General features: G+C 45.8%; 8 protein-coding genes, 1 tRNA gene and 1 pseudogene. All 10 read right to left on the bottom strand.

The window, feature by feature from the left end; genetic code table 11:
• Nucleotides 1-243: 243 nt before the first annotated feature.
• Nucleotides 244-4,419 carry a DNA-directed RNA polymerase subunit beta' gene (gene rpoC / locus ACTHRE_RS10895; protein WP_377073777.1) on the bottom strand — a complete coding sequence of 1,392 codons (4,176 nt, stop codon included), beginning with the start codon at nucleotides 4,417-4,419 and terminating at the stop codon, nucleotides 244-246.
• Between the two features lie 156 nt (nucleotides 4,420-4,575).
• The gene (rpoB, locus tag ACTHRE_RS10890) at nucleotides 4,576-8,754 is read right to left on the bottom strand and encodes a DNA-directed RNA polymerase subunit beta (RefSeq protein WP_070645303.1); all 4,179 of its coding nucleotides are present in this window, start codon (nucleotides 8,752-8,754) and stop codon (nucleotides 4,576-4,578) included.
• Between the two features lie 189 nt (nucleotides 8,755-8,943).
• Nucleotides 8,944-9,315, bottom strand: a complete 372-nt coding sequence (rplL, locus tag ACTHRE_RS10885; RefSeq protein ID WP_003677916.1) for a 50S ribosomal protein L7/L12 — start codon at nucleotides 9,313-9,315, stop codon at nucleotides 8,944-8,946.
• 58 nt (nucleotides 9,316-9,373) lie between these two features.
• Entirely contained in the window at nucleotides 9,374-9,874 is a 501-nt protein-coding gene (rplJ, locus tag ACTHRE_RS10880; protein ID WP_293205229.1) for a 50S ribosomal protein L10, read from the bottom strand.
• Nucleotides 9,875-10,097: 223 nt separating this feature from the next.
• A complete protein-coding gene (gene rplA, locus ACTHRE_RS10875; protein WP_003677918.1) occupies nucleotides 10,098-10,793 on the bottom strand; it encodes a 50S ribosomal protein L1 in 696 nt (231 codons plus the stop codon).
• Nucleotides 10,793-11,227 carry a 50S ribosomal protein L11 gene (rplK, locus tag ACTHRE_RS10870; protein ID WP_002220151.1) on the bottom strand — a complete coding sequence of 145 codons (435 nt, stop codon included), beginning with the start codon at nucleotides 11,225-11,227 and terminating at the stop codon, nucleotides 10,793-10,795. The genes rplA and rplK overlap by 1 nt, the downstream gene beginning before the upstream one ends.
• A 104-nt stretch (nucleotides 11,228-11,331) precedes the next feature.
• Nucleotides 11,332-11,865, bottom strand: a complete 534-nt coding sequence (gene nusG / locus ACTHRE_RS10865; RefSeq protein ID WP_003680697.1) for a transcription termination/antitermination protein NusG — start codon at nucleotides 11,863-11,865, stop codon at nucleotides 11,332-11,334.
• 2 nt (nucleotides 11,866-11,867) lie between these two features.
• A complete protein-coding gene (gene secE, locus ACTHRE_RS10860) occupies nucleotides 11,868-12,143 on the bottom strand; it encodes a preprotein translocase subunit SecE (RefSeq protein ID WP_070461116.1) in 276 nt (91 codons plus the stop codon).
• Between the two features lie 131 nt (nucleotides 12,144-12,274).
• Nucleotides 12,275-12,350: transfer RNA gene (locus ACTHRE_RS10855), tRNA-Trp, on the bottom strand.
• Between the two features lie 6 nt (nucleotides 12,351-12,356).
• A pseudogene (locus tag ACTHRE_RS10850) lies at nucleotides 12,357-12,440 on the bottom strand (hypothetical protein); the annotation flags it as partial.

The following is a 12,440-nucleotide window of genomic DNA, read 5'->3' as shown; positions in this document are numbered from 1 at the left end:
AAGAAGGTGCTCATGGAAAATCTCCTAAATGTCTTGGTGGGAATTTAGGGGATTTTGGGGAATTTTGCAAAGGTCTCGGCCTTTGTCATTTTAAATAAGTCCGCAATTTGGTTCTCTACTTATTTTCTCCATTGCTTTCCTTATTTATTCAGACGGCCTTAAACTCTACCCTCTTTTAAGTCCTCTAAAAAATAAAACCGCAAGACTGGCTTGCGGTTTTATTTTTACAACAATCCCGAGGGATTATTCGTCTGAAGCTTCGGTTTCAGAAGTTTCTTGATCGGCTTGCTGCCATTGTTGATGGCGGCTGCGGTGGTAGGTCAAACCTGTACCGGCAGGAATCAAACGACCAACAATTACGTTCTCTTTCAAACCACGCAGCTCGTCTTGTTTGCCCATAATAGCGGCCTCTGTCAAGACGCGGGTTGTTTCTTGGAACGATGCCGCTGAAATGAAGCTGTCTGTAGACAAGGAAGCTTTGGTAATACCCAACAACACGTTTTCGTAACGTGCCGGCTCTTTGTCTTCAGCCATGGCTTTTTCATTGGCAAGCATCACATCGCCACGCTCAACTTGCTCACCGGTAATGAACTCTGTATCACCAGAATCGACAATGTTCACTCGACGCAACATTTGACGGATGATGACTTCGATGTGTTTATCGGAAATCTTCACACCTTGCAGGCGGTAAACCTCTTGCACCTCTTGAACGATGTAGCGAGCCAATGCTTCGATACCTTGCAGACGCAGAATGTCGTGTGGGTCTACGGCACCGTCTACGATGGTTTCACCGCGGTTTACCACTTGACCGTCATGTACCAAAATCTGTTTCTCTTTAGAAATCAGGGTTTCGTATGCTACACCGTCTACGTCGGTAATAATCAGACGCTGTTTACCTTTGGTTTCTTTACCGAAGGAAACGGTACCGGTAATTTCTGCCAACATACCTGCATCTTTCGGCACGCGTGCTTCAAACAATTCGGCTACGCGTGGCAGACCACCGGTAATATCGCGGGTTTTAGAAGACGCTTGTGGAATACGCGCCAATACATCACCCTTACCGACTTCCTGACCTTCACGAATGGTAATCACCGCACCGACCGGGAATGCCATAGAAACTGGGGTAGTCGTACCAGGAATGCAAATTTCCAGACCATTTTCATCCAACAGTTTGACAGTCGGACGCAACAGTTTAGAAGCACTAGAGGAACGACGTTTGCCGTCAATCACTACCAAAGTAGACAAACCAGTTACATCGTCGGTCTGTTTCGCAACGGTAACACCCTCTTCCACGTTTTCGAATTTCACCATACCTGCATGTTCGGTGATCATCGGACGGGTATGCGGATCCCAAGTTGCCAAGGTTTGACCAGCTTTAATGGCTTCGCCGTCTTGTACCAGCAGGATTGCACCGTAAGGTACTTTGTGACGTTCACGTTCGCGACCGATATCGTCGTGAATCACTACTTCACAAGAACGGCCAATGACAACCAACTCGCCTTTGTTGTTGGCAACATAACGCATTTGACTGCTGAAACGTGCTGTACCATTGGATTTAGCTTCTACTTGGCTGGCTGCCGCCGCACGAGATGCCGCACCACCAATGTGGAACGTACGCATGGTCAGCTGAGTACCTGGCTCACCAATGGATTGTGCAGCAATCACACCAACTGCCTCACCGGCGTTAACCAGTTTACCGCGTGCCAAGTCGCGACCATAACAGTGCGCACACAAGCCATGACGGGTTTTACAAGTAATCGGTGTACGGACTTTGACTTCATCGACACCGGATTGGTCGATCATATCTACCAGTTTCTCGGTCAACAATGTACCGGCTTCCACCAAAGTCTCGCCAGTCGAAGGATCGACAACATCAGAAGCAGTAACGCGGCCCAAAATACGCTCACGCAAAGCTTCAATTACGTCACCGCCTTGTACCACTGCCTTCATCACAAAGCCGTCTGAAGTACCGCAATCGTCTTCAACAACCACCAAATCTTGGGTTACGTCTACCAAACGACGGGTCAAGTAACCGGAGTTTGCCGTTTTCAACGCGGTATCCGCCAAACCCTTACGCGCACCGTGGGTCGCAATAAAGTATTGCAATACGGTCAGGCCTTCGCGGAAGTTAGAGGTAATAGGCGTTTCAATAATGGAGCCGTCAGGTTTTGCCATCAAACCACGCATACCGGACAACTGTTTAATCTGAGCTGCAGAACCACGGGCACCAGAGTCGGCCATCATGTAAATAGAGTTGAAGGACTCTTGATCAACTTCGTTGCCGTCACGGTCGATGACTTTTTGTTTGGACAGGTTGTCCATCATCGCTTTAGCGATCTTATCGCCGGCACGACCCCAAATATCGACCACTTTGTTGTAACGTTCGCCGTTGGTCACCAAACCTTGACGGTATTGGTCTTCGATTTCTTTAACTTCGGCATTAGCCTCGGCCAGCAAGGCTGCTTTTTCTTTCGGAATTTCCATATCGTCAACCGCAATGGAAATACCGCCTTTAGCCGCAAAACCGAAACCGGTATACATCAAGTGGTCGGCGAAAATAACTGTATCACGCAAGCCGCACAGACGGAATGATGCGTTAATCAGTTTAGAAATTTCTTTTTTCTTCAGCGCTTTGTTGATGTACTCGAACGGCAGGCCTTTAGGTAAGATTTCGCTCAACAATGCACGGCCGACGGTTGTTTCATAACGGTTAACAACAGGCTCAAACTCACCTGCTTCGTTTTTCACCCATTCGCGCAGACGTACGATAATTTTCGTACCCAGTTCAACCTGTTTGGTATGGTATGCACGATGTACTTCTTTCACATCGGCAAACAGGCTGCCTTCGCCTTTAGCATTGATACGGTCGCGGGTCATGTAGTACAAACCCAATACGATATCTTGAGAAGGTACGATGATTGGTTCGCCGTTGGCTGGAGACAATACGTTGTTTGAAGCCAGCATCAGCGTGCGTGCTTCCATTTGTGCTTCCAAGCTCAATGGAACGTGTACAGCCATTTGGTCACCGTCAAAGTCGGCGTTAAATGCGGCACACACCAATGGGTGCAACTGAATAGCTTTACCTTCGATCAGAATAGGTTCGAACGCTTGAATACCCAAACGGTGCAGGGTTGGCGCACGGTTCAGCATAATCGGATGTTCGCGGATGACTTCTTCCAAGATATCCCATACTTCAGGTACTTCTTGTTCTACCAATTTTTTCGCAGCTTTAACGGTAGAAGCCAAACCTTGCTTTTCCAATTTGTGGAAAATGAATGGTTTGAACAGTTCCAAAGCCATTTTTTTCGGCAGACCACATTGGTGCAGACGCAGGTATGGGCCTACGGTAATTACGGAACGACCGGAGTAGTCCACACGTTTACCCAGCAGGTTTTGACGGAAGCGGCCGCCTTTACCTTTAATCATGTCAGCCAATGATTTCAGCGGACGTTTGTTGGCGCCAGTCATGGCTTTACCGCGACGGCCGTTATCCAACAGAGAGTCAACTGCTTCTTGCAACATACGTTTTTCGTTACGAACGATGATGTCAGGCGCATGCAGTTCCAACAGACGTTTCAGACGGTTGTTACGGTTGATAACACGACGGTACAAATCGTTCAAATCGGAAGTGGCAAAACGACCACCATCCAAAGGAACCAACGGACGCAAATCAGGCGGCAATACCGGCAGCACATCCATAATCATCCATTCCAGTTTCATACCGGAACGGTGAAAGGCTTCCAATACTTTCAAACGCTTGGCGATTTTTTTAATTTTGGTGTCAGAACCGGTAGATTCCAGCTCTTGACGCAGGATTTCGATTTCGCCGGTAATATCCAAGGTACGCAGCAATTCGCGGATACCTTCTGCACCCATTTTGGCATCGAAGTCGTCGCCGTATTCGTCCAGTTTGTTGTAGTAATCGTCTTCAGTCAGCAATTGACGACGTTGCAACGGAGTCATGCCGGGATCGGTTACCACAAATGCTTCAAAGTACAATACGCGTTCGATATCGCGCAAAGTCATGTCCAGTACCATACCCAAGCGTGAAGGCAGGGATTTCAAGAACCAAATGTGGGCAACTGGTGCAGCCAATTCAATGTGGCCCATGCGTTCGCGGCGCACTTTGGACAGGGTCACTTCTACGCCACATTTTTCACAGGTTACGCCTTTAAATTTCAAGCGTTTGTATTTACCGCACAAACATTCATAGTCTTTGACCGGGCCAAAAATTTTGGCGCAGAACAAACCATCTCGCTCAGGTTTGAACGTACGGTAGTTGATGGTTTCAGGTTTTTTAACTTCGCCATAAGACCATGAGCGGATGGTTTCGGGAGAGGCAATACCGATTTTGATGGCATCAAACTCTTCTTCCATGCCGGCAGTTTGCAACGGATTAAATAAGTTCAACAAATTCATTTTTGCTCCTTGAAGGAAGTATTTTTACCGCATGGCGGATTTTCGATATTGGGAAACGGTACTTTTGATTTCAGACGGCCTAAATGCCGATTACTTCATTCTTATTCCGAAACCGCTTTTTCAGACGGCCTTAAAAGGCCGTCTGAAAACTTCTGTTTAGTAGCGTTCCAAATCGATATCCAAGCCCAGTGAGCGAATCTCTTTAACCAATACGTTGAAGGATTCAGGCATACCGGCATCGATTTTGTGTTCGCCTTTGACGATGTTTTCGTACATTTTGGTACGGCCGTTCACGTCGTCAGACTTCACAGTCAGCATCTCTTGCAGCGTGTATGCCGCACCGTATGCTTCCAATGCCCAAACCTCCATCTCACCGAAACGTTGGCCACCGAACTGAGCTTTACCGCCCAGAGGCTGCTGGGTAACCAGACTGTACGGACCGGTAGAACGGGCGTGCATTTTTTCGTCAACCAAGTGGTGCAGTTTCAGATAGTGCATCACACCGACTGTAACCTTGCGATCAAATGCTTCGCCTGAACGGCCGTCATACAGCGTAATTTGAGTTTTACTGTCGTTGAAGCCCAGTTTCTCAACCTCAGGATCTTCGCTTGGGTAAGCCAAGTTCAACATTTCGCGGATTTCAGACTCTTTCGCACCGTCGAATACAGGAGAGGCGAAAGATGCACCTTTACGCAGGTTGGAAGCCAATTCGATGATTTCTTCATCTGTCAGGCTGTCCAAATCTTCTTTCTTACCGCTACCGTTGTAGAGCTTGTTCAAGAATTCACGCAGCTCGCTGGCTTTGCGTTGCTCTTTCAGCATACGGTCGATGCGTTCGCCGATACCTTTTGCCGCCCAACCCAAGTGAACTTCCAAAATCTGACCGATGTTCATACGAGAAGGTACGCCCAATGGGTTCAGTACGATGTCTACCGGACGGCCGTCAGCCATGTAAGGCATGTCTTCCACTGGCAGAATGCGTGATACCACACCTTTGTTACCGTGGCGACCCGCCATTTTGTCACCGGCTTGCAGACGGCGTTTGATGGCGATAAATACTTTCACCATTTTTTGTACGCCCGGTTGCAGCTCGTCACCTTGGGTCAGTTTTTTCTTCTTGATCTCATACAACTCATCCGCTTCTTCGCGTTTTTGTTGCAGGCTCAATTTAATCAGTTCTAACTGTTTGGCCAAGTCTTCGTCAGCCAAACGGATGTCAAACCAATCATGTTTGCTAGACAGGCTTGCCAAATATTCGGTAGTGATTTCACTGCCTTTAGCCAGCTTCATCGGACCACCATTGGCTTTTTGACCAACAATCATACGCTCGATACGGTCGAATGCGTCATTATCGAAAATACGCAATTGATCGCCCAAATCTTGACGGTAACGTTTCAATTCAGAATCAATAATGGATTGAGCACGTTTGTCGCGTTGGATACCTTCACGAGTGAAAACTTGAACGTCGATAACGGTACCGCTCATGCCGGTAGGCATACGCAATGAAGTATCTTTTACGTCAGATGCTTTTTCACCGAAGATAGCACGCAGCAGTTTTTCTTCAGGAGTCAGTTGGGTTTCGCCTTTAGGTGTTACTTTACCTACCAAGACGTCACCGGCTTCTACTTCTGCACCGATGTATACGATACCGGATTCATCCAAACGGTTTTGCATACGCTCAGACAAGTTCGGAATATCGCGGGTAATGTCTTCTGCACCCAGTTTAGTGTCACGTGCAACAACGTTCAGTTCTTCAATGTGAATCGAAGTATAACGATCGTCCGCGGCCACTTTTTCTGAAATCAGAATCGAGTCTTCGTAGTTGTAACCATTCCATGGCATGAAGGCGATGGTCATGTTTTGACCCAAAGCCAACTCACCCAAGTCGGTAGATGCACCATCGGCCACCAAGTCACCACGTTGCAACACATCGCCTGCTTTTACGGCCGGACGTTGGTTGATGTTGGTAGATTGGTTAGAACGGGTGAATTTAACCAAGTTGTAAATATCGACACCCACTTCACCGGCAGTCGCTTCATCATCATGAACACGAACTACAACGCGGTTGGCATCTACATACTCAACCACACCACCACGGCGGGCAACGATTGCAGTTGCAGAGTCAACGGCAACAGAGCGCTCGATACCGGTACCAACCATCGGTTTTTCAGGACGCAGGCACGGTACGGCCTGACGTTGCATGTTGGCACCCATCAATGCACGGTTCGCGTCATCATGTTCCAAGAATGGAATCAGAGATGCTGCAACAGATACCACTTGACCGGTTGCCACGTCCATATATTGAACGCGGTCAGGCGTTGCCATAATGGTTTCGCCTTTTTCACGACAAGTAACCAAGTCGCCAATCAAATTACCGTCTTTGTCCAAATCGGCATTCGCCTGTGCAATCACATAACGGCCTTCTTCGATAGCAGACAAGTAATCGATTTCTTCAGTTACTTTGCCATCGACAACACGGCGGTAAGGGGTTTCCAAGAAACCATAATCATTGGTACGCGCATAAACGGACAATGAGTTGATCAAACCAATGTTTGGACCTTCAGGTGTTTCAATAGGACATACACGGCCATAGTGGGTCGGATGTACGTCTCGCACCTCAAAGCCTGCACGTTCGCGAGTCAAACCGCCAGGGCCCAATGCAGATACACGGCGTTTATGGGTTACTTCAGACAATGGGTTGGTCTGATCCATAAATTGGCTCAATTGGCTAGAGCCGAAGAATTCTTTGATCGCGGCAGAAACAGGTTTCGCATTGATCAAGTCATGCGGCATCAAGTTCTCAGATTCTGCTTGGTTCAAACGCTCTTTAACTGCACGTTCTACACGAGCCAAACCGCTGCGGAATTGGTTCTCAGTCAACTCACCCACAGAACGAACACGACGATTACCCAAGTGGTCAATATCGTCTACTTCGCCATGACCGTTACGCAGTTCAACCAATGTAGCAATAGAAGCAACGATGTCTTCAACACTCAGAACGTAACCGCCTTTTTCAGCTGCTCCGGCCAAAGTTTCATTCAGCAAACGGCCATACCAAGAGTTTTGTTGTGCTTCAGACAATTTTTGCTCGTATGTGCGCGTATTAAATTTCATACGGCCTACGCGAGACAAATCATAGCTGTCTTCACTGAAGAACAAGCGATTGAAGAGCTGCTCAACAGCTTCTTCGGTAGGCGGTTCGCCAGGACGCATCATGCGGTAAATCGCAACGCGTGCAGCCTGCTGATCAGCAGTTTCGTCTGTACGCAGAGTGCTGGAGATGTAACCACCTTGATCCAATTCATTGATATAAAGGGTCGTAATTTCTTTTACGCCATGGATATCAAGCTTGGCCAACAGTTCTTCTGTAATTTCATCGTTAGCAGAAGCCAATACTTCGCCAGTTTCCGGATCAATCAGGTCAGCAGCCAATGCTTTACCCAACAGGCTTTCTGGCTCTACATCCAGACGAGTCAAGCCTGCATTGGTAATATCACGGATATTTTTCGCAGTAATGCGTTTACCTTTGGCGACCAGTACATTGCCTTCTTTATCCAAGATATCAACTTTGGCAGTTTCACCTTTCAGACGGCCTGCAACCAGATCAGTTTGAACACCGTTTGAAGACAAATAGAAAGTTTCTTTATCGTAGAAAATATCCAAGATTTGTTCATTGTTGTAGCCCAAAGCTTTCAACAAAATCGTAACCGGCATTTTACGGCGACGGTCGATACGGAAATACAGCAAATCTTTTGGATCAAATTCGAAATCCAACCATGAACCACGGTAAGGAATAATACGAGCAGAGAACAACAGCTTACCGGAAGAATGTGTTTTACCACGGTCATGCTCAAAGAACACACCAGGAGAACGGTGCAGCTGGGAAACAATCACGCGCTCAGTACCATTGATAACAAAAGAGCCACTTGGCGTCATCAATGGGATTTCGCCCATATACACTTCGTTTTCACGAACTTCTTTTACTGTCGGCTTAGATGCTTCTTTATCCAAAATCACCAAACGGATACGAGCACGCAATGGGGCCGCATAAGTAATGCCGCGCAATTGGCATTCAGGAATATCGAACAAAGGCTCGCCCAATGTATAATGCACAAACTCCAAGCGCGCATAACCATTATGGCTTACAATCGGGAAAATAGAATTAAATGCCGCTTGCAGACCATCATCAGTACGTTGGTCAAAAGCATTTTCCAGCTGCAAAAATTTCGCATAAGAATCAATTTGGGTTGCCAGCAGGAAAGGAACATCTAAGACATTCTCTCGCTTTGCAAAACTCTTACGGATACGTTTTTTCTCGGTAAACGAATAGCTCATATACACTCCGAAAAGCAATTTTAAATAATAGGCCGTCTGAAACAACGGCATGCATCAACCTGATATTTACATTTATTTGCAATGATTTTATAAAGACTATGCAAATAAATGTAAACAATGTCTGGTGCTTATTTTAAGAAGCAAAATAAGGCTGGCAGAAAACTGCCAGCCTTCATAGGAAGCATCAAATTATTTGATTTCGACTTTAGCGCCGGCTTCTTCCAGTTGTTTTTGGATGTCTTCAGCTTCAGCTTTAGAAACACCTTCTTTCAGAGTTTTAGGTGCACCGTCAACGATGTCTTTAGCTTCTTTCAGACCCAGACCAGTGATAGCGCGGACAACTTTAATCACGCCAACTTTTTGATCACCGGCAGAAGCCAATACTACGTCAAATTCAGTTTTTTCTTCAGCAGCAGCTGCACCAGCACCTGCAGGGCCTGCAACTGCAACTGCAGCAGCAGAAACACCAAATTTTTCTTCAAAAGCTTTAACCAGGTCGTTCAATTCCATTACGGTCAAAGAACCAACGGCTTCCAAAATGTCTTCTTTAGTAATAGCCATGCTATTTATACTCCAAATATTGTATTAAAAAATAATTGATTAAATGAAACAAAATCGATTAAGCGGCTTCTTCGCCAGCTTTTTTCTCTGCCAAAGCAGCCAAACCACGTGCAAAGCCTGATACAGGAGCTTGCATAACGAACAACAGTTTGGACAACAGCTCTTCGCGGCTTGGAATAGAAGCCAACTCAGTAACCTGAGCAGCATCCATTACTTCGCCATTGTAAGAACCGGCTTTAATGATAATTTTGTCATCTTTTTTCGCGAATTGGTGCAGCACTTTAGCAGCAGCAACAGCATCTTCAGAAGCAGCATAAACCAATGGACCAACCATTTGATCGGCCAAATCTGCGAATGAAGTACCCTCTACTGCGCGACGAGCCAAAGTATTTTTCAGAACGCGCAAGTAAACGCCTTCTTTACGTGCATTTGCACGAAGCTCAGTCATGCTGGAAACACTGATACCGCGATATTCAGCGACTACAAGAGTTTGAGCGTTAGCAATTGCTGCGCTAATTTCCTCTACGGCCACTTTCTTGGTTTCAATATTGAGACTCAAGGTCTACCTCCCACTGTTTATAAACAGGATACCGAAATGATATCCCACCAGCGCGGTAACCTAAAAAGACATCTTACAAGCAATCTTGCAATGTGTTTCAGGACTACCGTCTGCGTAGGGCAGTTACGATTAAATCTTACGATCCCTACGGTCTTGGACATCTACTTAATTTTAAGTAGCCCAAATCCAGGCAATCCAGAAAACTGGATCACCTGAAAATTTCTTAGTTGTTCACGCTTGCAGTATCAACGCGAACACCCAAACCCATAGTGCTGGATACAGCAACTTTTTTCAGGTACTGACCTTTAGCAGCAGCAGGTTTGGCCTTAACGATAGCATCCAGCAACGCATTGAAGTTTTCTTTCAAGTCAGCTTCAGCGAAAGAAGCACGACCGATAGTTGCATGAACGATACCGGCTTTATCTGTACGGTATTGTACTTGACCTGCTTTTGCATTTTTAACTGCTTCAGCAACGTTAGGAGTAACAGTACCTACTTTAGGGTTTGGCATCAGACCACGAGGACCCAAGATGGTACCCAATTGACCAACGATACGCATTGCATCAGGAGAAGCAATAACAACGTCAAAGTTCAGATTACCAGCTTTGATTTCAGCAGCCAGATCTTCAAAACCGACAATATCTGCACCAGCTTCTTTAGCAGCATCTGCATTTGCACCTTGAGTAAACACAGCTACGCGAGTTGTTTTACCGGTACCTTTAGGCAGAACGACTGAACCACGGATAACTTGGTCAGATTTACGAGGATCAACACCCAAGTTGAAAGATACATCAACAGACTCGTCAAATTTAGCAGTAGCAGCTTTTTTAACCAAAGCAATTGCTTCATCGATTGCGTACAGTTTGTTAGCTTCAACAGAAGAGCGCAGAGCTTTCAAGCGTTTAGATACTTTAGCCATTATACAACACCCTCCACATCCAAGCCCATTGAGCGAGCAGAGCCGGCGATAGTACGAACAGCCGCATCCAAATCAGCAGCAGTCAAATCAGGCTCTTTAGTTTTAGCAATTTCTTCCAACTGAGCGCGGGTCAATTTACCCACTTTGTTAGTCAGAGGATTAGAACTACCTTTTTGCAGACCAGCAGCTTTTTTCAACAAGATAGAAGCTGGTGGGGTTTTCATCACAAATGTGAATGATTTATCTGCAAATGCGGTGATCACGACTGGAATTGGCAAACCAGGTTCCATACCTTGGGTTGCAGCATTAAATGCTTTACAGAATTCCATGATATTTAAACCACGTTGACCCAAAGCAGGACCAACTGGGGGAGATGGATTGGCTTTACCTGCAGGAATTTGCAGTTTGATGTAGCCGATAATTTTCTTTGCCACTTAAGGACTCCTAAAAACGGGTATAACGCGGAACCATTCCGCTTCCCAAACAGAATTTGCGATTATATCCGCTTAAAAAAAAAATTTCAAGCGAATTAAACCACTTAAATCTTTTCAACCTGACCGAACTCTAATTCAACCGGTGTTTCACGACCAAAAATCTGAACTGAAACACGCAGTCTATTACGCTCGTAGTTAACCTCATCAACAATTCCATTGAAATCAGCAAATGGACCTTCATTCACACGAACCTGCTGACCAACCTCAAATTCAACTTTTGGTTTTGGCTTCTCAACACCTGTTTTGGCTTGTTGCAAAATAGCATCTGCATCTTTTTGAGAAATTGGGATTGGACGATTTCCGCTACCACCTACAAAACCATTTACTCGAGGGGTACTCTTAACCAAGTGCCATGAATCATCGGTCATTTCCATTTCAACCAACACATAGCCTGGATAGAATTTACGCTCACTGATGGTTTTTCGGCCATTCTTGATATCTACCACTTCCTCTACAGGAACGAGAATCTGACCGAAATATTCTTCCATGTTTTCACGAGCAATACGCTCTTTCAATGTTTTTTGAACATTTTTCTCGAAACCGGAATAGGCCTGTACCACATACCAACGCTTTGACATCTTTACCCTTTCCTATTTAATAAAACATCAAAAAACAACCATGAAATAATTGTATCTGCCGCATAAATGAAGGCTGCTAAAACTGCAACGAAGATAATCACAAATACAGTCATTTTAACCGCTTCATCACGACTCGGCCAAACTACCTTCTTAAACTCAGTCCAAGAGCTCTTAAAATATGCAAACAGACCTTCTTTCTTTTCAGGAGCCGGCTTATTACTTACCACAACTTCCTTTTTCTGATGGCCTTCTTTGCGTCCAGACGGATGTTCTGTCATCTTTACTCACTTATCAATACCCCACCCGCCTTCATTTTAGATAGCGGCATTGATCCATTAATTAATTCCAAATAATCTTAGAACTTAAGTACAAAAAAATTAACCGGCACAAGGCCGGTTAATTTTTTATTTGGCAGGCCAAGAGGGTCTCGAACCCCCAACCCTCGGTTTTGGAGACCGATACTCTACCAATTGAGCTATTGGCCTCTAAACTTAAGCGATTACAGAAGAAACCACACCCGCACCTACGGTACGACCACCTTCGCGAATCGCAAAGCGCAGACCTTCTTCCATAGC

It is taken from the genome of Neisseria sp. P0001.S007, assembly GCF_051963655.1.
GTDB lineage: Bacteria > Pseudomonadota > Gammaproteobacteria > Burkholderiales > Neisseriaceae > Neisseria > Neisseria subflava_A.
The sequence above is the reverse complement of the archived record's forward strand: the minus strand, read 5'-3'. Positions and strand labels throughout refer to the sequence as shown.